The 23,430-nt window shown below is 64.1% G+C and carries 19 protein-coding genes; 11 read left to right on the forward strand and 8 right to left on the reverse strand.

What is annotated here, in order from left to right; genetic code table 11:
* The first annotated feature begins 86 nt into the window (after positions 1-86).
* The 3 genes from rpe to purH all read left to right on the forward strand — a co-directional run bounded on the left by rpe (position 87) and on the right by purH (position 4,238).
* Complete coding sequence (gene rpe / locus BP38_RS0105705; protein ID WP_026986944.1) at positions 87-755, forward strand: ribulose-phosphate 3-epimerase; 669 nt, start codon at positions 87-89, stop codon at positions 753-755.
* Positions 752-2,560: a heparinase II/III family protein gene (locus tag BP38_RS0105710; RefSeq protein WP_081816469.1), complete on the forward strand. Its 1,809-nt coding sequence runs from the start codon at positions 752-754 to the stop codon at positions 2,558-2,560. Before rpe ends, BP38_RS0105710 begins: the two co-directional genes overlap by 4 nt.
* A gap of 91 nt (positions 2,561-2,651) precedes the next feature.
* Entirely contained in the window at positions 2,652-4,238 is a 1,587-nt protein-coding gene (purH, locus tag BP38_RS0105715) for a bifunctional phosphoribosylaminoimidazolecarboxamide formyltransferase/IMP cyclohydrolase (RefSeq protein ID WP_026986946.1), read from the forward strand.
* Positions 4,239-4,316: 78 nt separating this feature from the next.
* Here purH and BP38_RS0105720 read toward each other — a convergent pair whose 3' ends face one another.
* The 5 genes from BP38_RS0105720 to BP38_RS0105740 form a co-directional block, all read right to left on the reverse strand.
* The gene (locus BP38_RS0105720) at positions 4,317-5,207 is read right to left on the reverse strand and encodes an amidohydrolase family protein (protein ID WP_026986947.1); all 891 of its coding nucleotides are present in this window, start codon (positions 5,205-5,207) and stop codon (positions 4,317-4,319) included.
* 18 nt (positions 5,208-5,225) lie between these two features.
* On the reverse strand, positions 5,226-6,506 hold the full coding sequence (locus BP38_RS0105725; RefSeq protein WP_026986948.1) for a TRAP transporter large permease: 1,281 nt from the start codon (positions 6,504-6,506) through the stop codon (positions 5,226-5,228).
* Complete coding sequence (locus BP38_RS0105730; RefSeq protein WP_035723668.1) at positions 6,503-7,015, reverse strand: TRAP transporter small permease; 513 nt, start codon at positions 7,013-7,015, stop codon at positions 6,503-6,505. The genes BP38_RS0105725 and BP38_RS0105730 overlap by 4 nt, the downstream gene beginning before the upstream one ends.
* Before the next feature lie 84 nt (positions 7,016-7,099).
* Entirely contained in the window at positions 7,100-8,119 is a 1,020-nt protein-coding gene (locus BP38_RS0105735; protein WP_035723670.1) for a DctP family TRAP transporter solute-binding subunit, read from the reverse strand.
* Positions 8,120-8,265: 146 nt separating this feature from the next.
* Positions 8,266-9,039 carry a class II aldolase/adducin family protein gene (locus BP38_RS0105740; protein WP_026986951.1) on the reverse strand — a complete coding sequence of 258 codons (774 nt, stop codon included), beginning with the start codon at positions 9,037-9,039 and terminating at the stop codon, positions 8,266-8,268.
* A gap of 273 nt (positions 9,040-9,312) precedes the next feature.
* Here BP38_RS0105740 and mutS point away from each other — a divergent pair, with 273 nt between their 5' ends.
* The 3 genes from mutS (at position 9,313) to BP38_RS19265 (ending at position 16,167) form a co-directional block, all read left to right on the forward strand.
* On the forward strand, positions 9,313-11,955 hold the full coding sequence (mutS, locus tag BP38_RS0105745; protein WP_051609039.1) for a DNA mismatch repair protein MutS: 2,643 nt from the start codon (positions 9,313-9,315) through the stop codon (positions 11,953-11,955).
* Between the two features lie 77 nt (positions 11,956-12,032).
* A complete protein-coding gene (locus tag BP38_RS0105750) occupies positions 12,033-13,196 on the forward strand; it encodes a Fic family protein (protein WP_035723673.1) in 1,164 nt (387 codons plus the stop codon).
* A gap of 58 nt (positions 13,197-13,254) precedes the next feature.
* Complete coding sequence (locus tag BP38_RS19265; protein WP_081816472.1) at positions 13,255-16,167, forward strand: [protein-PII] uridylyltransferase; 2,913 nt, start codon at positions 13,255-13,257, stop codon at positions 16,165-16,167.
* A 40-nt stretch (positions 16,168-16,207) separates the two neighbouring features.
* Here BP38_RS19265 and metW read toward each other — a convergent pair whose 3' ends face one another.
* Together metW and metX are read right to left on the reverse strand one after the other, a co-directional pair.
* Positions 16,208-16,843: a methionine biosynthesis protein MetW gene (gene metW / locus BP38_RS0105760; RefSeq protein WP_026986954.1), complete on the reverse strand. Its 636-nt coding sequence runs from the start codon at positions 16,841-16,843 to the stop codon at positions 16,208-16,210.
* A gap of 49 nt (positions 16,844-16,892) precedes the next feature.
* The gene (metX, locus tag BP38_RS19270; protein ID WP_081816473.1) at positions 16,893-18,116 is read right to left on the reverse strand and encodes a homoserine O-acetyltransferase MetX; all 1,224 of its coding nucleotides are present in this window, start codon (positions 18,114-18,116) and stop codon (positions 16,893-16,895) included.
* A 227-nt stretch (positions 18,117-18,343) separates the two neighbouring features.
* On the opposite strand from metX, the gene BP38_RS19275 reads away from it, so the two are divergent.
* Genes BP38_RS19275 through BP38_RS19280 form a run of 3 tightly spaced genes read left to right on the forward strand, consistent with a single transcriptional unit; the run spans position 18,344 to position 21,323 of the window.
* The gene (locus tag BP38_RS19275) at positions 18,344-19,252 is read left to right on the forward strand and encodes a chorismate mutase (RefSeq protein ID WP_051609017.1); all 909 of its coding nucleotides are present in this window, start codon (positions 18,344-18,346) and stop codon (positions 19,250-19,252) included.
* Entirely contained in the window at positions 19,252-20,349 is a 1,098-nt protein-coding gene (gene hisC, locus BP38_RS0105775; RefSeq protein WP_035723677.1) for a histidinol-phosphate transaminase, read from the forward strand. The genes BP38_RS19275 and hisC overlap by 1 nt, the downstream gene beginning before the upstream one ends.
* Entirely contained in the window at positions 20,346-21,323 is a 978-nt protein-coding gene (locus BP38_RS19280; RefSeq protein WP_051609018.1) for a prephenate/arogenate dehydrogenase family protein, read from the forward strand. Before hisC ends, BP38_RS19280 begins: the two co-directional genes overlap by 4 nt.
* On the opposite strand, the gene BP38_RS0105785 is transcribed toward BP38_RS19280, so the two are convergent.
* Entirely contained in the window at positions 21,307-22,419 is a 1,113-nt protein-coding gene (locus tag BP38_RS0105785; protein WP_035723683.1) for a DUF2125 domain-containing protein, read from the reverse strand. The genes BP38_RS19280 and BP38_RS0105785 overlap by 17 nt on opposite strands.
* On the opposite strand from BP38_RS0105785, the gene BP38_RS0105790 reads away from it, so the two are divergent.
* Together BP38_RS0105790 and BP38_RS23370 are read left to right on the forward strand one after the other, a co-directional pair.
* Positions 22,418-23,026, forward strand: a complete 609-nt coding sequence (locus tag BP38_RS0105790) for a gamma-glutamylcyclotransferase (RefSeq protein WP_081816474.1) — start codon at positions 22,418-22,420, stop codon at positions 23,024-23,026. The two genes, BP38_RS0105785 and BP38_RS0105790, sit on opposite strands and share 2 nt — an antisense overlap.
* A 141-nt stretch (positions 23,027-23,167) precedes the next feature.
* Positions 23,168-23,430: transposase (locus BP38_RS23370; RefSeq protein WP_026986958.1), on the forward strand; the 263-nt coding region annotated here is incomplete at its 3' end.

Consider the following 23,430-nt stretch of genomic DNA (forward strand, 5'->3'; position numbering starts at 1 on the left):
CGGGGGGACGGCTTGCTGATATCACCCGAAGATACCGGTTCGGTTTCCTGACGCCTTTCCATCGAGCGCGAGGTTCGGTTCCCCGCATGCAGCAGCACACACGCATTTCTCCCTCCATCCTGTCGTCCGATTTCGCAGCCTTGGGCCAGGAAGTCCGTGCCATCAGCGAGGCTGGTGCAGATTATATCCACGTGGACGTCATGGACGGCCACTTCGTGCCCAACATCACCATCGGGCCCTCGGTGGTGAAGGCCCTGCGCCCGCACAGCGACCTGCCCTTCGACGTGCATTTGATGATCTCCCCGGTGGACCCCTATGTGGAGGCCTTCGCCGAGGCCGGGGCCGACATCATCACGGTGCACCCCGAAGCGGGGCCGCATGTGCATCGCACACTTCAGCTGATCAAGTCGCTGGGAAAGAAGGCGGGAGTGTCCATCAATCCCGGGACGCCGCTGGCGACGGTCAAGCCGCTGATGGAGGAGGTGGACCTGATCCTGGTGATGAGCGTCAATCCCGGCTTCGGCGGACAGTCCTTCATTCCGGAAAGCCTGCGCAAGCTGGAGTCGCTGCGCCGCATGATCGATGACAGCGGCCGCGACATCGACCTGGAGGTGGATGGCGGAATCAACCTGGAGACCGCGCCCCAGGCGATCGCGGCGGGCGCCGATGTCCTGGTGGCCGGCACCGCCACCTTCAAGGGCGGACCGCAAGCCTATGCCGAAAACATCCGCGCCCTGCGCGGACCCGCCGGATGACGGAGTCTGTGGTGGTCGGCGAGACAGCGCCCGCACCGCCTGCTGACAGGGATCAACGGCCCGGTGGTCGCGGCATGGCCGGACGCAAGCCACCGCTCAGTATGCGCCTGCGGGCCCTGGGGGCACTACCGCGTCGCCTGCTTTGGCAGAGACTGGCCTATCGCCTGAAGGCCCCCTGGCATCGCAGCCCGCTCTATGGCGTCTTCCTGCCCCGTCTGGAGAGCGCAACGCCGCTCAACCTGCCGCCCGATCCCTGGCCCGGCGAAGCCGACCGTGGGCGTGCGCTGGCCGATATGATCTTCACCTTTGCTGGCCAGACCCTGGAGAACCCCAGTCCCATCTGGAACCCGCCCCAGGCTTCGCAGGCCTGGCGTGAGGAGCTGCACAGCTTCTCCTGGCTGCGCGACTTGCGGGCCTGCAATGGCGATCCGGCCCGGCGCCGCGCCCGGGCCCTGACCGCGGAGTGGATGGAGCTGCACCGACGCTGGTCGCCGCTGGCCTGGGACCCGCTGGTGACCGGGCGCCGCCTGTCGCACTGGCTGGGCCAGTATGACTTCTTCGCCGCCTCGGCCGAGATCGATTTTCGCCAACGGCTGCTGGACTCGTCAGCACGGCAGGCCGCGCACCTGGCGGCGGTCCTGCCGGCGGGACTGACCGGCTCGGACCTGATCGTGGCCTTGCGCGGGCTGGCCATCGCGGGCGCCTGCCTGCCCGACGGGCGGCCCTGGCTGAAGCGGGCATTGGCCCTGCTCTCGCGCGAACTGACGGCCCAGATCCTGGCTGACGGCGGACATTGCGAACGCAGTCCCGGACGTCACCTGGCGGTGCTCCGCGATCTGGTGGACATCAAGGCCACGCTGCATGCTGCCGGTGAGCCCTTGCCCGACGAACTGCAACTGGCCATCGAGAGCATGGGGCCCCTTATGCGCCTGCTGCAGCACGGCGATGGCGGCCTGGCCCTGTTCAACGGCTCCACAGCCGAAGAGGGCTTCAAGGTGGACATGGTGCTGCGCCGGGCCGATGCTCGCCGCCGGCCCCGGACGTCAGCGCCACAGACCGGCTTCCAGCGTATGCAGGCGGGGCGTACGCTTGTCCTGCAGGATTGTGGCGCACCGCCACCGCCAGGCCTTGACCGTGCGGCCCATGCCGGGACCTTGAGCTTCGAGATGAGTGTCGGGCGCGAGCGTCTGATCGTCAACTGCGGGGCGCCCAGTGGCCAGGCTGCGGGCGAGGCCCTGCGCCAGGCCTTGCGCGTCACCGCAGCGCATTCCACCTTGACGCTGGCCGAGACCAATTCATCGCTTTTGTCGGCAGGGCGTGCCTTCTGGCAGTCAGGGCTGGTGGCCCGGCCTGCGGACGTGCAGTACCGACGCGACGAGGATGAGGGCGCCATCCTGCTGGAATCCCGGCATGATGGCTACGCCGTACGCCTGGGGGCGCTGCATCGGCGCGTACTTTATCTGGCGGCCAGTGGCGAGGATCTGCGCGGCGAGGATCGTGTGGAACCGGCGGGGGCCGAGCCCTTTGACCGAGCGCTGGACTTTGCCGTACGTTTCCATCTTCATCCGAGCGTACAGGCCGCAGTGGTACAGAACGGACAGGCCGTGCTGCTGCGCCTGCCCAAGGCGGGAGGCTGGCGCCTGCGCTGCAGCGGGGCGGTGGTGGCCCTGGAGGACTCGGTCTATTTCGGCGATGGCCAGTCGCGGCGCAGCCAGCAGGTGGTGCTCCATGGCCGCTGTGGACAGAGCGGCGCGCGCGTCAAGTGGGCCCTGCAGCGCGAGGCGGCGGCCAAACCGGGGCGTTGACGCCGATTTTTTTATCACAGGGGAGGACAAAGGCGGCAGTCTTGCTTACAACAGGGATGAGAGCCGAAGACCAGATAACCGGAGTGCCGTCATGTCCGATCCGACACCTGCTGCCAAGAGCCCTTCGCCCGTGAAGGTCCGGCGCGCGCTGTTGTCCCTCTACGACAAGACCGGGCTGGTCAGCTTTGCCCGCTCGCTGGCCGCTCGAGATGTGGAACTCCTGTCCACCGGCGGGTCTGCCAAGGCCATCCGGGATGCCGGCATCCCGGTGACCGAGGTGAGCGATTACACGGGCTTTCCCGAAATCCTGGACGGCCGGGTCAAGACCCTGCACCCGAAGATCCATGGCGGCCTCCTGGGGCGGCGCGACCTGGACAGCCACCGCAAGTCCATGGAAGAACACGGCATCGGTCCCATCGACCTCCTGGCCGTCAATCTCTATCCCTTCCGCGAGACCGTGGCCTCCGGGGCCGAGCGTGCGGACTGTGTCGAGAAGATCGATATCGGCGGGCCGGCCATGCTGCGCGCTGCAGCCAAGAACCACGAGTCCGTGGCCGTGCTGACCGATCCTGAGGATTATGAGCAGGTGATCGCCCAGATGGATGGTGGCGGTCTGCAGCCGGACCTGCTGCGCACCCTGGCGGCCAAGGCCTTTGCGCATACGGCTTCGTATGATTCCGCCGTGGCGGCCTGGATGAACAAGGATCAGGAAATCGACTTCCCGCCTTCGCTGGTCCTGTCGGGCGAGTTGGCCGAGACACTGCGCTATGGCGAGAACCCGCACCAGAAGGCGGCCTTCTACAGCAGCGGCAGGCAGCGGCCGGGCGTGGCCACGGCCCAGCAATTGCAGGGCAAGGCGCTCAGCTACAACAATTACAACGACACCGATGCGGCCTTTGAACTGGTGGCTGAATTCGATGACCCGGCGGTGGCCATCATCAAGCATGCCAATCCCTGTGGCGTGGCCGAGGGCGACAGCCTGAAGGCGGCCTATGAACGGGCGCTGGCCTGTGATCCGGTCAGTGCCTTTGGTGGTATCATCGCGGTCAACCGGCCGCTGGACGGCGAAACGGCGGAGGAGATCGCCAAGCTCTTCGCCGAGGTGGTGATTGCACCGGAGGCTGAAGAGGCTGCGCGCGAGGTCCTGGCCGAGAAGAAGAACCTGCGTCTGCTGCTGACCGGGACGCTGCCCGACCCGGCCGAGCCCGGGCTGTCCGTCAAGTCGCTGTCGGGCGGCTACCTGGTCCAGGACAGGGATAGCGGCTGTGTCGGCGCGGATGACTTGAAGACCGTCACGAAACGCAAGCCCGAGGCGCGGGAACTGGCGGACCTGCTGTTCGCCTTCCGTGTTGCCAAGCACGTGAAGTCCAATGCCATCGTCTATGCCCGCGACCGGGCCACCATCGGCATCGGCGCCGGACAGATGAGCCGTGTGGACTCCAGCCGCATTGCCGCGAGCAAGGCGAAGGAAGCCTTCGGCGAAAAGGGCGCGAAGGGTGCCGTGGTGGCGTCGGATGCCTTCTTCCCCTTCGCCGACGGCCTGCTGGCCGCGGTCGAGGCCGGCGCCACCGCCGTGATCCAGCCCGGCGGGTCCAAACGCGACAAGGAGGTCACCGCCGCCGCCGACGAAGCCGGTATCGCCATGGTCTTCACCGGCATGCGCCACTTCCGGCATTGATTTGCTGATTTCAATGCACCTCTGCTGTGCAGAGGGGAATATGTAAGATTTCCTTGACCTGAGCTTCCTTGCGGCCCTTTACCTATCAAACCCGTAAAGCCTGGCCGGATTATCGACCAGTATGCGCCTGCGGATCGCCTCATCTGGAACCCAATTGGCGAATTCATCAACGAGGCTGCCATCATCCGGTATAGGCGTTGACAGCTTGACGTGTGGCCAGTCTGTTCCAAACAGCAGCTGATTGGGGTTGGCCTCAACGAGTGGATCCACCAAGGGTTTGACGTCATCGAAGGGCGGCGTTTGCCTGCCGCTGATACGGTTTGGCCCGATTATCTTTACCCAGGCCCGCGATTCCCGCACCAGCGAAACAAGATCGCGGAAGGCCGGCAACTCCGCACCCAGACTGACCGGGAAATGGCCGATGTGATCGACGACGAAGGGAACAGGCAGCGATTCAACACGCTGGGCAAAGTCCGGCAGCTTCGACAGGTCCACGAGGAATTGTACGTGCCATCCCAAGGGTGCGATGCGGTTACCCAGATCGTTGAGGACCTCGAAATCAACCCCGCCACCGTAGACGAGGTTGATCCGGATACCGCGCACGCCAACGCGTTGCATCTCTTCAAGTTCGGCGTCCGTGACGTTGCTGTCCACGACAGCAATTCCGCGAAAGCTGTTGTCTCCCGTCGGTCCCTTCCTTTTCAGGCACTCCATCATGAAGCGATTGTTGGTCCCGTAGACGCTTGGTTGGACAAGAACGGCGCGCGCGAAACCAAGATGCTGCAGGAGTTTTTCATAACGCTCTAGCGGTGCATAGGATGGCTTGTATTCGCTTCCCGGAGCCAGCGGTGTTCCACCTTCGGGATCAAAGACATGGGCGTGGCTGTCGCAGGCATTCTTTGGAAGTGGGGTCGAAGGCTTGCTTGGTTCGGCCACAGGATCGGGAGTTACGGGAATCGTATCACTCATCGTGTTTTCCTATCTTGTTCAGTCGATCAAACTCGGCAGCCACAGCGTCACCCAAGGAACATAAGAGACAAGTGCGATAACGCCGACGAGGACGAGAAGAAATGGCCAGAGGTGTCGCGCCACCGTTTCTATGCGCAACTCCGTGATCGAGGCGGCCACGAAGAGGGAATAGCCCAGCGGAGGCGTCACCATGCCGACCGCAAAGTTAATGACCACCATCGCTCCCAGTTGAATCGGGTCCAGTCCGATTGAGTTCCCCACGGCGATCAGGACAGTGCTGAGGATCACCATTGCGGAGAGCGTATCCATGACGGCTCCGAGAAACAGGAGGAGGAGGTTGAGGATAAGCAGAATCAGGATCGGGTTATCCGTGATGGAGAGAAGCTGTTCGGCGACCTGGGAGGGCAGCTGTTCATTGGAGACAACCCAGGCAAAGCCATAGGCGGCCGCAATGATGAACATGATGATGGCGGTGGTGCGCAGCGACTGTAGCAGCACGCCCGGCAGCCTGCGCCAGCTCAGTTCGCGATAGATGAAGACTCCGACAATGAAGCTGTAGAAGGCGCCGACCATGGAGGCTTCCGTGGGCGTGAAAACGCCACCATAGATGCCGCCCAGAATGACGACAGGCGTAAACAGGGCCCAGATGCCGTTTCGGATTGCCAGGCCGATCTCACGAAATCCCGCCCAAGCTGCGCGCGGCACGCCCCGGATTATGGCATAGAGGTAGCTAATGGCCACAAACCCGAGTGCAGCGGCCAGGCCGGGAATAATTCCCGCCAGGAACAGCTTGGAGATCGATTCCTCGGCCAGGACACCCCATACGACCATGGGAATTGAAGGAGGAATCATCTGGCCCAGAGGACCGACAGCAGTTGCGAGCGCGGCCGCGTATCCCCGTTCGTAACCCCTATCTTCGAGTTCCCGCGTCATGACGGAACCAATGGCAGCGGTCGTTGCGGGGGCCGACCCGGAAATAGCTCCAAAAAAGGTTCCAGCGCCTACAGTGGCCATGCTCAATCCCCCCGGCAGATGACCGATCATGGATGAGGCAATGTGCACAAGTCGGCGCGAGAGCCCGCCTTCGCTCATGATATAGCCGGCAAGGACAAATCCCGGTATGGCGAGAAGGCTGTGCACTCCGGTTCCCGCCACGAGACGCTGGCTGAGGATCAACGGGTTTGCATCGTTCAGCCACATGCCGACCAGGGCCAGGATACCCAGGGTAAAGGCAATCGGCATGCCTAGCAGCAGGAGGACGAGAAGCCCCACGATCAATACGATTGCCACGGTGGTCATAAAGCGCTCTTTCCCAGACTTCCAGCATCACGCAGGCTCGGCCGGGTCAGGCGGGCCAGGACATGCAGCAGCATGAAGGCGCCCGAGACCGGTACTGAAGCGTTGCGGAGCCATAGGGGGTAGTTGATTGCTGCTGAGGTTCGTCCCGCCGTGAATTCGGCGAATTGCCAGCCATAGAACAGCATGGCAAAGGCAAATACACCGACGCCCAGAAGGATAAGACGCTCCAGGCCGTCGGACAGTGCGTCCGGCAGTAGATCGCGAAGCAGTGTGACGCGTACATGGAAATCCTCGCGTACGCCGAGGCTTGCGGCCAGGAAGACCGTCCATGAGAACAGAAGCAGACCGATCTCGCTCGGCCAGGGCAGTGAGTTCTGCACCACGTAGCGAAAAAAGACTCCGATCAACAGCGTTGCCACAAGCGCCACGGCCGTCATGCAGGCAATGCCGGCCGTGAAACGCGCGACCCATAGGCTGAGGGTCTCCAGTAGCTTTTGGAAGAACAGCATGAAGGTTGTTCCGGACATACCTGATAAGCAGAGCATCGCACCCGGCAGTACGCATGGCTGCCGGGTGCGATCGATGATGCAGGATTATTCCTGTCCGGTGGCTTCGAGAGCCTTGCTCATGATCTCGTTTCCGATGGTCTCCCTATAGTCCTCATAAACGGGTCGAACGAGGTCCTGGAAGGCAGCAACATCCTCGACCTCGTTTACCTCCATGCCGGCCTCTTCGATGCGGCTGACCATTTCCGCGTTGTTGGCACCCACAGTTTCACGTTGCCGCTCGATGGTCGTTTCCGCAGCACGCTGGACCGCCTGTTTCAGTTCGTCGCTGAGTTGATCGAAGGTCTGTTTCGAAAGCAGCAAAGCCGGGGCGTTGTAGACATGCTGCGTCATGGAGAGGTATTGAGTGACGTCCGGGAAGTTGTTGGCATAGATCACACTCAAGGGGATTTCGAGTCCGTCGATCGTGCCCTGCTGGACAGCGGTGAAGACCTCGCTCCATTCCATGGGAATGGGGTCCGCTCCGAACTTATCGAAGCTGTCGAGGTAGATGTCGAAGGGTTGCACCCGCAGGCGGATTCCTTCCATGTCGTCTGGTGTCGAGACGGGGCGCTTGTTGTTGATCGTGTTCCGGAAACCCGCTTCAACAAAGCCAAGGCCGACAATGCCTTCTGGCTCGAGCGTATCCAGGATCATCGTTCCCACTTCACCATCCAGTACCTGGCGGGCCTGTTCGTTATCCTTGAAGATAAAGGGCAGATCGATCAGTTGAAAAGCCGACGAAATCGAGGCGATTTGCGTAGCCGTGATGACTCCGGCTTCAAGCGTTCCTAGCTGCATGCCCTCCAGCATCTCGGTTTCATTGCCAAGTTCGTTGCTGGGAAAGAAGCGGACATCGAATTCCCCGGGTGCTTCATTCTCGAGTTCCTCGGCAAAATAGTGGGCAGCAATGGCATAGGGATCCGTTTCACTGTCGGCGGTCGGCCAGCCGAGGCGCAAGGTCACTTCCGCTGCCGCGGCTGGAATCTGCATGGCAGCCAAGGCCAGCAAGGCAGTGGAAAGACCCACCAACCGGTATTTACGAATCTGGAAATTCTTCAGTCCCATGACGTGTCTCCTCTCGTGATTCATGTGGTTGTTATTGTTGTTGCGCTTGCCTGTTGAGGCTGCGGATAGAAAAAGTAACTCCTTGATCTTCTTTTGCTTTCAGTCCTTTTGCGGATTGGTGGATGTCCGAACTCACAGCTTGGCCGCTACTGGTCATATCCCGGATTTGCTTCATCAACCTGGCGCAGCATGGCCTCCCACTCCATTTCGCCGTAGACGCGGCGCACATCCGGATCGTACAGCTTGGCCGTCTTTTCGCAGACCTCTTCGGGAGGCAGCTGCAATTCGCTGCCGGCATTCATAACATCCACCTGGACCTTGCAGGCGTTCTCCAGCCAGTACATGAGATTGAAGGCATGGGCGATGTTCAGTCCACAGGTCAGAAGGCCATGGTTGCGCAGGATCATGGCGTAATGCGGTCCCAGGTCGGCGACCAGGCGCTGGCGCTCGTCCAGATCAAGGGCGACGCCCTCGTAGTCGTGATAGCCGACACGGTTATGAAAACGCATCGAGGTCTGCGCAATGGGCAGCAGACCACACTTCATGGCCGAAACCGCCATGCCGGCGCGTGTGTGGGTATGGATCACGCAGTCCACATCCGGTCGGGCCTCGTGCACGGCGCTGTGAATCACGAAACCGGCCTGGTTGATCCCATAGCCAGTATCGGGATCCAGCAGGATATTGCCTTCGTGATCGATCTTGCAGAGGCTGGACGCCGTCATTTCGTTGTAGCGCAGGCCGTAGGAGTTGATCAGGAACTGATCCGGATGACCTGGTACGCGGGCCGAGATGTGGTTGTAGATCAGGTCGGTCATGCCATAGAGGGCCATCAGCCTGTAACAGGCCGCCAGATTGACCCGTGCTTCCCACTCTTCGGATGAGACCTGAGCACGCAGGGAGGCCTGCTGCCTGCTGATCACGTTCAATGGTGTCTCCATCTCACTGGAATTCGAATTGTATTTCTAGAAGTATGATGAATTGAATTCTCTCAAGTCAATGAATGAACTCATGTGAGGGATAGTCCTGTCCGCTTCCCCACTGGCGTGAGGGGGGTATCTTCGATAGAAGGATGGCCCCTTTCACCTTTATTCATGACCGCGCGAGCGCCCGTGTCCGAACGTTCTGCCAAGACCGCTGAAGACAGCCCTGCCGAAGGCAAACCCGCTGTGACTTCCGTGCAGGCCGCCACGCCGATGATGGCGCAGTACCTGGAGATCCGGGATGCGCATTCAGACTGCCTGCTGTTCTATCGCATGGGCGATTTCTACGAGCTGTTCTTCGACGATGCCGTGCAGGCGGCGGCGGCGCTGGATATTGCGCTGACCCGCCGGGGCCAGCATGCGGGCGAGGACATTCCCATGTGCGGCGTGCCGGTGCATTCGGCCGAGAGCTATCTGGCGCGCCTGATCCGCAAGGGCTTCAAGGTCGCCATCTGCGAGCAGACCGAGGATCCGGCCGAGGCGAAGAAACGCGGCAACAAGTCCGTGGTGCGGCGCGAAGTGGTGCGCATCGTCACCCCCGGCACCCTGACCGAGGACGAGCTGCTGGACGCGCGGTCCCACAACTACCTGGCCGCGCTGGCCGAGGCCGGTGGCGGTCTAGGCCTTGCCTGGCTGGACATCTCCACCGGCGACTTCACGCTAACGGCGGTGACGCCTGACGGCCTGGGTGCCGCACTGGCGCGGGTCGAGCCAGGGGAACTGCTGCTGTCGGAAAAGCTGGCAGACAAGGACGGGCCGCTGGGCGAACACCTGGCCGAGTGGCGTAGGCGGCTGTCCCCCCTGCCCGTCAGCCGTTTCGACAGCACCAATGCCCGCCGGCGCCTGGAGGAGGCCTTCTCCGTCGGCACCTTGGCGGCCTTTGGGGAATTTTCGCGTGCCGAGATCGCGGCGGCGGGCGCCCTGCTGGACTATCTGGAGCTGACACAGAAGGGCAAGCGCCCGCACCTGCAGCCGCCACGGCCCGCAGGTGCCGGTGGGCAGATGCAGATCGACCCGGCCACCCGGCGCAACCTGGAGATCATGCGCGGTGCCGAGGGTGGCCGGGCTGGCAGCCTGCTGGCCACCATCGACCGCACGGTCACCGGTGCCGGCGCACGGCTGCTGGCGGCCCGGCTGGCTGCACCGCTGACCGACGCCGCGGGGATCGAGGCCCGGCTGGAAGGCGTCGGGTATCTGCTGACAGAGGAGTCCCTGCGCGCCGATTTGCGCGGCAGCCTGAAGCGCAGTCCCGACGTGGAGCGTGCGCTCTCCCGCCTGTCGCTGGGACGCGGGGGGCCGCGTGACCTGGCCGCCGTACGCGATGCCTTGGGTGTCGCATCGGACCTGCGGGGCCATTTGGGGAAAGTCGGTGAATTGCCGGAAGACCTGGCGCGGGCGCGTGATGCACTGACGGGGCAGGAGGCCCTGGCCGAGCGCCTGGGCCAGGCCTTGGCCAGCGACCTGCCGCTGCAGGCGCGCGACGGCGGCTTCATCGCCGAAGGATTTTCTTCCGAACTCGATGAGTTGAAGGGCCTGCGCGACGAGAGCCGGAAATTGATCGCCGGACTGCAGGCGCGCTATGCCGAGGACACCGGCATCACCTCGCTGAAGATCCGGCACAACAACGTGCTGGGGTATTTCATCGAGGTGACCAGCGCCAACGCCGGGCGCATGCCCGACGGGCCCGAGGCGGGCTACATCCACCGCCAGACCCTGGCCAGTGCGGTGCGCTACACCACAGTCGAGCTGTCCGAGCTGGAGAAGAAGATCCTCTCGGCCGGCGACAAGGCGCTGGCCCTGGAAATGCAGCTGTTCGGCGAGCTGGTGGAGGCGGTGCTGGCCGAGGCCGAGGCCATCACCGAGACGGCCCGGTCGTTGGCGGAGGTGGATGTGACCGCCGCCCTGGCCGAACTGGCAGGGCGCGAGGGCTGGTGCCGGCCCGAGGTGGAGGAAAGCAGCCGATTCGAGGTCACCGCCGGGCGCCACCCGGTGGTCGAGGCCGGCCTGCGCCAGGCGCAGGAGGGGCCCTTCGTCGCCAACGACTGCGAGCTGCAGGACGACAGCCGCCTGTGGCTGGTGACCGGCCCCAACATGGCCGGCAAGTCCACCTTCCTGCGGCAGAACGCTCTGATTGCCATCCTGGCCCAGATGGGCAGCTTCGTGCCGGCCCAGAGCGCCGTCGTGGGCACAGTCGACCGCCTGTTCAGCCGTGTGGGTGCGGCCGACGACCTGGCGCGCGGGCGCTCCACCTTCATGGTCGAGATGATCGAGACGGCGGCCATCCTGAACCAGGCCGGCCCGCGCGCGCTGGTCATCCTGGACGAGATCGGCCGTGGCACCGCCACCTTCGACGGGCTGTCCATCGCCTGGGCCTGCGTCGAGCACCTGCACGAGGTCAACCGCTGCCGCGCGCTGTTCGCAACGCACTACCACGAGCTGACGCGCCTGACCGCACGCCTGGCAGCGCTGTCCTGCCACGCCATGCAGGTGCGCGAGTGGCAGGACGAGGTGGTCTTCCTGCACGAGGTCGGCCCCGGCGCCGCCGACCGCTCCTACGGCATCCACGTGGCGCGCCTGGCCGGACTGCCCCAGGCGGCCCTGACCCGTGCGCAGGAGGTGCTGGAAACACTGGAACAGGGCGACCAGGCCGGCGCGCTGGCCCGCCTTGCCGACGATCTGCCGCTCTTCGCCGCGGCACAGGCGGAGCCGGCCCACAGCGGTCTGGCGGAGGAGGTCAGGGGGATGGACTCTCAACTCGCCGAACGCCTGCAGCAGGTCAACCCAGACGACCTCACCCCCCGCGAGGCCCTGGAGTTGCTCTACGAGCTGCGCGGCCTGCTGCCGGGGGAGCGGTGAAGCGCAGCGATTGCGTTATTAAAGGGAATAGCGATATCCTTTAATAACGCTTTGTCTTATTAAAGGACCGTTTAATAGTGACGTCAGTACACCCCAGCGGCCACTTCGTCGCCTTCAACACGGGCCAGGAAACAACGCGCGCGTTCGTGCCAGAGCCATTGCCTCCAACCGAAAGTCTGCGGTTTGAACGCCTGTACGAACCCTTGGAAGCTGCAACGCTTGCATTGGGAAAATTGGATGGCATTTCGTCCCTGCTGCCTGATACGCCGTTGTTTCTTTACATGTATATTCGAAAGGAGGCCCTGCTTTCCTCGCAAATCGAAGGAACCCAATCTTCGCTTTCCGATTTGCTGCTTTACGAGAACCAGGCTGCACCGGGCGTTCCGATAGACGATACAGCGGAAGTGGCGAATTACGTTGCCGCGATGGATCATGGGCTTCTACGCCTGAGGGAGGGCTTTCCCATCTCCCTTAGGCTGATTCGCGAGATCCATGACGTTCTGCTCTCGGGAAACAGGGGAGCAGACAAGAACCCTGGGGAGTTTCGGCGTTCCCAAAATTGGGTTGGAGGACCGCGCCCCTCCCTTGCAGCTTACGTCCCACCGCCACCAGACCGCTTGATGGAATGCATGGGAGAGCTGGAAAAGTTCATCCATCAAGAGGACCCTGCTTATCCAGTTCTGGTCAAGGCGGGTCTTGTTCATGTTCAGTTTGAATCAATCCATCCTTTTCTGGATGGTAACGGGCGTCTGGGACGTCTGCTCATAACCTTTCTTCTCTGCGCAAGCGGCCTTCTTCGCGAGCCAACTCTCTATCTCAGTCTATATCTGAAGAAAAACAGGGAGGAATACTATGAGCTTCTTCAAGCCGTTCGCGAGAAGAGTGCTTGGGAGGAATGGCTGATCTTCTTCCTTAAAGGCATTCGGGAAACGTCTCAGCAAGCTTTTGAAACGGCACAGAAAATTATAGCTCTGTTCGAGAAGGATCAGGATCGCATCGAAAAACTCGGTCGTCAGGCTGGCTCTACTTTGCGTGTCCATCAATACCTGCAGTCACGCCCCTTGGTTTCCATTCCCTCTGCCTGTCAAAGCCTTAACCTGACAGCGCCAACCGTGACAAAAGCGATGAACAACCTCCAGCAGCTCGGCATTGTAAGTGAGATTACAGGCCAGAAACGTAGTCGCATGTACGTATATGATGGCTATCTGCGGCTGCTGTCCGAGGGAACAGAACCTTTATAGACATAGTCATTGTCCTTCCCCCTTGCCCTGAGGCGGCAAAGGGACAATCCTTGAGATTATGGTTTCACCGACACCCGCCGCCGTTCCCGAAGAGGCCCAGCCGCTGGCCGAGGCCGCACTGGCGGGCGGCAGCCATCCGGAAGACCGGCTGCGTGGCCGCCGCGACATCGTCAATCGCCAGCGCCTGCAGGAGAAGATCGCGGCCACCTGGTTCCGCGCCTCGACTCCGGAGCGCGCGCGCTCGGAGATCCTGGACATCCTGAAGGAAGCCCAGGCCGACGGGCGGGACGAGATCGAGCGGCGCTTCCATGACGGCGCCTCGGGCCTGATGACGGCCCAGGCCTTCAGCTTCCTGGCCGATCAGTTGCTGCGTCTGGTCTATGACCACGTGAGCCACGACCTCTATCCGCTGCACAATCCCTCGACGGCGGAACGGCTGACCCTGGTGGCCGTGGGTGGCTACGGGCGCGGCGAGCTGGCGCCCTATTCCGACATCGACCTGCTGTTCCTGCTGCCCTACAAGATCACGCCGCGCAGCGAGCAGGTCATCGAGGCCATGCTCTATTTCCTCTGGGACCTGGGCTTCAAGGTGGGACATGCCACACGCTCGGTGGAGGACTGCATCCGCCTGGCCCGCAACGACGTGACCATTGCCACCAATCTGCTGGAGAAGCGCTTCCTGTGGGGCGACCAGGCCCTGTTCCTGGAGCTGCGCGAAGGCTATCAAAGCAAGGTGCAGAATGGGCGCAGCGCCGCCTTCGTCGAGGCCAAGCTGGCGGAGCGTGACGCGCGCCACCAGCGCCACGGAGAGGGCTCGCGCTATGCGCTGGAGCCCAACATAAAGGAGGGCAAGGGTGGCCTGCGCGACCTGCACACGCTGTTCTGGATTGCCAAGTTTGCCTATAGCCTGGACGACATCGAGCGCTTCATCGACACGGGGGTCTTCTCTCGACCCGAGGTGCGCAAGTTCGCCAAGGCGCTGGCTTTCTTCTGGACGTTGCGCTGCCACCTGCATTTCCTGACCGGCCGCGCCGAGGAGCGCCTGACTTTCGACCTGCAGCAGCAGATCGCGCCCTTGATGGGCTACAAGCAGCACGCCGGCAGCCAGGCCGTCGAGCGTTTCATGAAGCACTACTTCCTGATGGCCAAGGACGTGGGCGACCTGACGCGCATCTTCTGCGCCCAACTCGAGGCTGAGCACGAGCGCCGCTCGCGCTTCCGCCTGGCGCCGCTGCTGGGCCAGCGCCGCCTGTCGGGTTTCCAGCTGGACGGCGACCGCCTCTGGGTGAAGGACGCCGAGGTTTTCCAGAAGAACCCGGTGGAGATGCTCCGCATCTTCCAGGTGGCGCAACAGAACGACCTGGATATCCATCCTCAGACCCTGCGTTGGATCACGCGCAACCTGAAGTACATCACCGACGCCGTGCGCAAGGAGCCAAAGGCGAACGCGATCTTCCTGGACATCCTGACCTCGGAGCAGGATCCCGAGGTGACGCTGAGGCGCATGAACGAGGCCGGCGTGTTCGGGCGCTTCATCCGCGACTTCGGGCGCATCGTCAGCCAGATGCAGTTCAACATGTACCACCACTACACGGTGGACGAGCACACCATCTTCGCCATCGGCATCCTGCATGACATCGAGCAGGGGCGCCTGGCCGAGGAGGCGCCGATCGTCACCGACGTGGTGCACAAGGTGCTCTCGCGCCGGGTGCTCTATGTGGCCGTGCTGCTGCACGACATTGCCAAGGGGCGGCCCGGCGACCACTCCGAGGTCGGCGCCGAGATCGCCCAGCGTCTCTGCCCGCGCCTGGGGCTCACCGAGGAGGAGACCGAGACTGTGGCCTGGCTGGTGCTGCATCACCTGAAGATGAGCGACACCGCCTTCAAGCGTGACATCGACGATCCCCAGACCATCCAGTCCTTCGCGGACCTGGTGCAGTCCATGGAGCGTCTGCGCCTGCTTCTGATCCTGACGGTGGCGGATATACGCGCCGTCGGCCCCAATGTCTGGAGCGCCTGGAAGGCCGCCCTGCTGCGCGAGCTCTACTGGCGCACCGAGGAGGTGCTCTCCGGCGGGCTGATCACCGAGGGGCGCGAGCGCCGGGTCGAGGCCGCCCAGCAGGCCCTGCGCGCGCAACTGTCCGACTGGCCGGCAGAGGAGGTGGAAGCCCACCTGGAGCGCGGTTATGCCTCCTACTGGCTGTCGCTGGACGCCGAGACCCATGCCCGTCACGCCGAATTGGTGCGCGAGGCCGAGGCGGCGGGCCGGCAGCTCACCGTCGACACGCGCATCGATGACTATCGCCAGGTCACCGAGGTCACGATCTATACCCCGGACCATCCCGGACTGTTCAGCCGCATCGCCGGCGCGCTGGCGGTGGCCGGCGCCTCGGTGGAGGGCGCGCGCATCTTCACGCTGTCCAACGGCATGGCGCTGGACATCTTCTATATCGAGGACGCCACTGGCGGACCTTTCGACCGAACCGACAAGCTGGAGCGCCTGCGCAGTGCCATCGAGGCCAGCCTGACCGGCCGCCTGAAGCCGCAGCAGGAATTAAAGAAGCAGGGCACGCAACTGCCCTCGCGCCTGGAGGTCTTCAAGGTGCCGCCGCGGGTGCTGATCGACAACAAGGCCAGCCGCAACCACACGGTGGTCGAGGTCAATGCCCGCGACCGCCCCGGCCTGCTGCATCGCATCACCGAAGTCATCACGCGCCAGCACCTGATCATCGACAGCGCCAAGGTGACCACCTATGGCGAGCGGGCGGTGGACGCCTTCTACCTGCATGACGCCCTGGGTTCGAAAGTGGAGGACCAGGCACGCCTGCGCCGCCTGCGTCACCGTTTGCTGGAAGCGCTGGAAACGACGCCGGGCGGTGCCGAGCCGGCCCGCAAGGCACCGGCGCGTGGGAAAGGTGGCGGGAAGGCACGTGCCGCCCGGCAAGGTGCGGCCAAGCCAGTGGACACCTGAAGGCCGCGAACAGCTGAAAATGGGGAGTGAGGTGCGCTCTCTAAACCTTGCGCAGCAGAAAGACGCCGTCCTGGCCGAAGAGGTTGGCCGTGCGCAGCGAGCGGATGGGGCGCGGGCGCAGGGCAGCGCCTACGGTATAGGCCTCTTCGATCACCACGCCGCAGGCCATGCAGAGCTCGACGAAATCGCGGATGGTGCAGAGGTGGATGTTCGGCGTTTCGTACCAGGGTTCCGGCAGCAGTGGCGTGTCCGGCATGCGGCCGGTGAACAGCAGGGACAGGCGGATACGCCAGTAGCCGAAATTGGGGAAGGAGACCACGGCATAGCTGCCGATGCGGACCAACTGGCGCAGTACGGCGCGCGGATCGCGGGTCGCCTGCAGCGTTTTGGAGAGCACCACGTAGTCGAAGCCGCCTTCGGGATAGGTGTTCAGGTCGCTGTCGGCGTCACCCTGAACCACCGACAGGCCCTGGGTCACGCTGGCATTCACACCTTCCTGGCTCAACTCCATGCCGCGGCCGACAACGCCCTTTTCCTCCACCAGGTAGGACAGCAGCATTCCATCGCCGCAGCCGATGTCCAGCACGCGGCTGCCATCGTCGATCATGTCGGCGATCAGCTGCAGGTCGGGACGGATCGTCCGGGTGTGCGGGTCTTCGGAGTGCTGGGCAGACATGGTGAGGTTCGCGTGGTCCTTCTTGCGGCGGTCGACTGGCTACAGGGGCTCAGCTGATCCGCTCGGCATCCGAGCTACCGTCTTCGGATGGCAGGGGTTTCAGATCGGCCGTGGGCAGGTCCAGCTGCTCGGCAAAGCCATTCAGGAAGCCGTTCAGTGTTTCGTGGAACTCCGGCTCGTTCAGCAGGAAGGCATCGTGCCCCTTGTCACTGTCGATCTCCACGAAACTGACGTCTGCCGTGGCGGCATTCAGTGCGTGGACGATCTTGCGCGCCTCCGTGGTGGGAAACAGCCAGTCGCTGGTGAAGGAAATCACACAGAAGCGCACCGGCGAACCGCGGAAGGCATTGGCCAGCACGCCGTCGAAATCGGCGCCCAGGTCGAAATAATCCATGGCGCGCGTGATGTAGAGATAGGAGTTGGCGTCGAAGCGCTCGACGAAGCTGGCCCCCTGGTAGCGCAGGTAGCTTTCCACCTGGAAGTCGGCTTCCAGGCCATAGGACAGTTCGCCACGGTTCTGCAGGCGGCGGCCGAACTTGCGGTGAAGGGCCTGTTCCGAGAGGTAAGTGACATGCGCCGTCATGCGGGCGACCGCCAGGCCGCGGCGCGGGATCTTGCCGCTGTCCAGGTAGCGCCCTTCATCCCAGTCGGGATCGGCCATGATCGCCTGCCGCCCCACTTCGTGGAAAGCGATGTTCTGGGCCGAGTGGTAGGGCGCGGTGGCAATCGGCACCGCCGCACCGACACGCTCGGGAAACTTCGAGGCCCATTCCAGCACCTGCATGCCGCCCATGGAGCCGCCGACCACGGCGAACAGCCGGTCGATGCCCAGATGGTCCATCAGGCGCTTCTGGGCATGCACCATGTCGGACACCGTGATGAAGGGAAAGTCCAGGCCCCAGGGCTTGCCGGTGGCGGGGTTGATCTCCTTGGGGCCGGTGCTGCCCAAGCAGCCGCCCAGCACGTTGGAACAGATGACGAAGTAGCGTTCGGTGTCCAGCGGCCGGCCGGGACCGATCAGCACCTCCCACCAGCCGGGCTTGCCGGTCAGGGGGTGGGTTTCCGAGGCGAACTGGTCGCCCGTCAGTGCGTGACAGACCAGGATGGCGTTGGACTTGTCGGCATTCAGCTCACCATAGGTCTGATAGGCGATCGCGAACTGCTCCAGGGTTTCACCGCAGTCGAGCGGCAGGGGACCCTCGTCACCCAGCTCGACCCGATGGCCCGGCAGGCTGCGCAGGAGATCCGGCGATTTCGGGGCTGTACCCGTCATGCGTCTGTCATTCCGGCAAAGCTGTGATGGCGTCATGCGAAAAGCTCCGCGCGGATGGGCCGCACGAAGAGCCTGACACTAAGCAGGTGAGAAGCCGTTCCTGTCAATGCCCTGTTGCGCGCAACGGCCTTGCAGGTCCATCGTGTCGTTTTCTTTGATTTTACCAGTTGTTGCGACTATTCCTAGGCGCCTTTCCGTCACGTACCAGGAAGCGAAGACAAACGACCATGGCCCAGGGTGACCACTCTCTCGAAGAGCTGCGCGACGAAATCGACCGGATCGACGACGCCCTGCACGACCTGCTGATGCGCCGTACCGAAGTCTCGCGCCAGGTGCGCCAGGCCAAGGGTGACGTGCCGGCGGTGATTCGCCCGGCGCGCGAGGTCCAGGTTCTGCGCCGCCTGCTCTCGCGTCATGCCGGCTCGCTGCCCGGGGCCGTGCTGGTTCGGATCTGGCGTGAGATCTTCTCGGATTCGCTGGCCCAGCAGGGGCCCTTTACCGTGGCCGTGGTGAGCGACGACAAGGATGTTGTGCTGACGGGCCTGGCGCGCGACCACTTCGGCGTGCTGACACCGATCCAGGAGTACGGCTCGGCGCTGAGAGTGGTGAATGCCGTGGCCGAGGGCGAGGCCTCGGTGGGCCTGATTCCGCCCCCTGAACACGAATCCGACGATCCCTGGTGGCGTTACCTGGCGCGCCAGGGCGACGACGTGCCGCGCATCATCTCGCGCCTGCCTCTCGCGGCCGCGGCCACACCCGCCAATCCGGCGGGACAGAGCGGTATCATGATTGCCCTGGTGCCGCCGGAATCCTCCGGCGAGGATGCCAGCTTCCTGATCGTCGAGACGCGCAACCACATGAGCCGGGGCGCCCTGAAGGACCTCTTCGAGAAAAGCGGGCTTTCGCCGCGGAATATCTATGTCCAACGCAACGGTGGTGCGGCTGGCGGCGACGGCCTGCTGATGGTGGAACTGCCGGGCTTCATCACCGACGACGACGAGCGCCTGAAGACACTGCTGGAGACCCAGGGCGAGCGGCTGAACGGCCTGTGGGTCGCCGGGTCCTACCCCCTGCCCTTCCAGGCCGCGCCCCTGACCGATCCACGTGCCGCCCTCAAGGAACGGGAAAAGACCTGATGTCCTCGAACGCCCCGACCGCCTCCACTGCACCCCTCGCCAAACCCTCCATCTATGAGATTGCGCCCTACGTCGGCGGCGCCTCGTCGATCGAGGGGGTCGAGAAGATCTCGCGCCTGGCGTCCAACGAGAACCCGCTGGGACCCGGCGCCGAGGCCCTGGCCGCCTATCAGGCCGCGGGCGACAGCCTGTTCCGCTATCCCGATGGCGGGGCCGTGGAATTGCGCCGGGCCATTGCTGAGGTCCAAGACCTGCCCATGGAGCAGATCGTCTGCAGCGCCGGTTCGGACGAGATGATCGCTCTGTTGGTGCGGGCCTATGCCGGTCCGGGCGACGAAGTGCTCTACAGCGAGCATGGCTTCCTGATGTATCCCATCACCGCCAGGGCCCAGGGCGCGACGCCGGTCACCGCGCCCGAGACAAACCTGCGGACAGACGTGGACGCGCTGCTTGCGGCGGTGACACCGCGCACCCGCATTGTCTTCCTGGCCAACCCCAACAATCCCACCGGCAGCTACCTGACCCGCGACGAGCTGGAGCGCCTGGCCCGGGAGCTGCCGGACGATGTGCTGCTGGTGATCGACGCCGCCTATGCCGAATATGTGGAGGCCGCGGACTACATCACCGGCAACGAACTGGTGGCCGACCATCCCAAGGTCGTGGTCACCCGCACCTTCTCGAAGATCTATGGCCTGGCGGCCCTGCGCCTGGGTTGGGCTTATGCCGCGCCCGAGGTGGTGGATGTCCTCAATCGCGTGCGCGGGCCCTTCAACGTCTCGGCCGTCGCCCAGATCGCAGGCGCGGCGGCCGTGCGCGACCAGGCGCACGTGGCGCATTCTCGGGCCCACAACACCCAGTGGCGCGACTGGTTCATCGCGCAGCTGGCGCGCCTGAACCTGCGTGCCGAACCCAGCGTGGCCAACTTCGTCATCGTGCGCTTCGCCGATGCCGAGGACGCGGCCGCCTACCTGAAGCGGCACGGCATCCTGGTGCGCCAGATGGCGGCCTATGGCCTGCCCAACCACCTGCGCATCACGATTGGCACCGAAAGCGACATGCGCGCCGTGGTCGACGCGCTTTCGGACTACGAGCAATGAGCCCGTCAGCAATGAACCAGGTTCCGGACCATCAACCGCTGTTCGGCAAGGTTGCGCTGATCGGTGTCGGCCTGATCGGATCGTCCCTGGCGCGCGCGCTGCACCGACACGGCCTGGCGGGCGAGATCGTCGGCCATGCCCGCACCGAGGAAGGCTGCGTGCGCCTGCTGGAGCTGGAGCTTTGCGACAGCGCCCACAGCGATCCGGCCGAAGCCGTGCAGGATGCCGATCTGGTGATTCTCTGCGTGCCGGTCAGCGCCAATGCCGACCTGGCCGAGGCCATGGCCCCAGGCCTGAAGCGCGGTGCCATCGTCAGCGACGTGGGCTCGGTCAAGCAGGCGGTGATCCGCGACGTGGATCCCTTCCTGCCCGAGGGCGTGCACTTCATTCCCGGCCATCCCATCGCCGGCACCGAGCACAGCGGCCCCGAGGCCGGCTTTGCCGAGCTGTTCGAGAATCGCTATGTCATCCTGACGCCGCCGCCGGGCGCCGACGAAGAGGCGCTGGAGAAGCTAAGCCGGCTCTGGCAGGCCTGTGGCTCCACCGTCGAGGTCATGGATCCCGCGCACCACGACAAGGTCCTGGCAATCACTTCGCATCTGCCGCACCTGATCGCCTATACCATCGTCGGCACGGCCGCGAATCTTGAGGAGAGCGAACGCCGCGAGGTGGTCAAGTATTCGGCCAGTGGTTTCCGCGACTTCACCCGCATCGCCGCCTCGGATCCCATCATGTGGCGCGACATCTTCCTGAACAACCGCGAGGCGGTGCTGGAGATGCTGCAGCGCTTCAGCGAGGACATCACCGCGCTGCAGCGGGCGATCCGCTGGGGCGAGGGCGAGACGCTGGAGTCGCTCTTTCGCCATACACGGGAAATCCGCCGCGGCGTTGTCGAGCTGGGCCAGGCGGGCACCTTCGACCCACGCGAGCCGGAAAAGGCCAGCACTGCCGAGCCGATCAGAAAAGAGGACTAAGCGGAAAAAGCGGCACAGGACCCAGGTGGAACATCCCGTCCTGGGCCGAGAGCGGAAGTTCCACCACCGAACGGCCGCTTTCGCCGTCCGTCTGCGAGGCCGCTTGCGCCCCCGCCTTCAGGATCGGGGCCAAACCATCGTCCAGGATGTCCTTCTCCACCAGTCGGTCGATGGTCTGCTCCAGGCCGGCCACGCGGGCCGTTCCGGCCCCTTCGGGCCTGAACTGCGAATCCAGGGCCAGGGTGGCCGCGCCGCGCAGATCCAGCGGGCCCCAGGTCAGCGTCAACTCTTCCAGCTCCAGGGTGCCGCCGGCTTCACGCCACTGCCGCGCGGCCTGTTCCGGCGGGCCCGGGGGCAGGGGTTCGCTCAGGTGGCCGGTGGCTTCGACCAGCTGCACCTGCTGCCCCAGCGGCGGGTCGCTGGCGCTGGGCAGCTCCAGTGCCTCCAGCCGTGCATGGAAGGGCCGGTTCTCTGCGTCCTCCCGGATCGATTCCGGCGCCAGGCTGCCGTAATCCAAGGTCACGGAGTCGGCGGCCAAGCTGCCCTCGAACAGGCCGACCAGGGCCAGGCCCTTCAGGCGCAGTTGCAGGCCCTCGACCTGCCCGTCGCGGGTCAGTGACACCGTGGCACGGCCTTCGGCCGTGGCCAGTTCGATGCGGGGCAGGCCGCTGTCCGGCGGTGGATGGAAGCGCTGCGTACCGGGAAAAGACAGGCGCAGCTTCTGCGGCGCCCAGACGGCCGCCTCGCCGGACAGGGCGGGGGCTTCCCAGCGTGCGCCTTGGGCATCGCTGATTCGCGGCCCCTCGGCCTGTAGGCGCAGGTGCAGGGGGAAGCCGGAGATCGTGCGGCTGGCGGTTTCGATCACCCGGCCTTCGGCCTCTTGCCGCGCGATCCAGGCATCCACCTCGGACTCCAGGCGCTGGGCCGACCAGAACCAGAAGCCGCTCCACAACAGGGCCAGAACCGCCAGGGCGAGAAGAAGACGATAGGTCAAGCGCATGGGAGCGATCTTATGGGCGCGCGCCCGATAGGCCAAGTCCCTCGTGAAGGTGCGGGCTTTGCCGTTTCCGTCCCGGCGCGTTAGCATGACGGCCATGAGAACAGATCACTCCGACGGACCTGCCACGGCGGCGTCCAGCCCCGCCTTTGGTCCGGATATCGTCGTTCACCGCGAGAAACCGCAGTTGCCGCCGAACGAAGGCTTCTGGGTCTTCGGCTATGGCTCGCTCATGTGGAATCCGGAATTCGATTTCGCTGAGCGGCGCGAGGCCCTGTTGCGCGGCTATCACCGGCGCTTCTGCATCTATTCCACGCGCTATCGCGGCACGCCGGACAACCCCGGCCTGGTCCTGGGCCTGGACCGGGGCGGCGCCTGCCGCGGCATCGCCTATCGCGTGACGCCCGAGCGGGCGCGCGAGGCCCTGGACTATCTCTGGGAGCGCGAGATGGTCACCGGGGCCTATCGCTGGAAATGGCTGAGCAACCGAACCGGCGAAGGTCCGGTGCCCGCGCTCTGCTTCATCGCCGATCCGAAGCATGCACAGTATGCCGGGCACCTGAGCCAGGAACAGACGCTGGAGCTGATCCGCTGTGGCGAAGGCTACCGCGGACCCTGCCGTGACTATCTGGCCAACACCGTCGCCCACCTGGACGAGTTGGGCATCCACGACCGCCGACTGCACTGGCTGATGGAGCGGGTGTAGGGGGCGGGGCAGGCCCGACCGCCTGTGCCGACGTGCTTCGAGGCATTGACTGGCGTCAATGCACCTCAGCATGGAGACCTTTGCGCGGAAATCAGAGATGTGATTCAATTTTGGAATACACATTGCTGATTGGGGGCGGTTATGGCGCAGAAATCGGTTGGTCAGCTGGGTTTCGGAGATGCCATGGTTGAGGAGAGCCGTGGCCAACGTGAGGATCGCCTTGGCCGGATCGATGGGCTCCTCGAGTGGTCCCGCTTTGAAGCTCTTTTGTCGGGCCTATATCCCTCGCGCCGGGGCGAGCCGGCCTATCCACCGCTTTTGATGTTCAAGGCCTTGCTGCTGCAGCGCTGGTACGGCCTGTCGGATCCGGGCCTTGAGGAGGCTCTGGACGACCGTTTGTCGTT

Origin of the sequence: Fodinicurvata fenggangensis DSM 21160, from assembly GCF_000686045.1 — a bacterium.
Taxonomy (GTDB): domain Bacteria; phylum Pseudomonadota; class Alphaproteobacteria; order Kiloniellales; family DSM-21159; genus Fodinicurvata; species Fodinicurvata fenggangensis.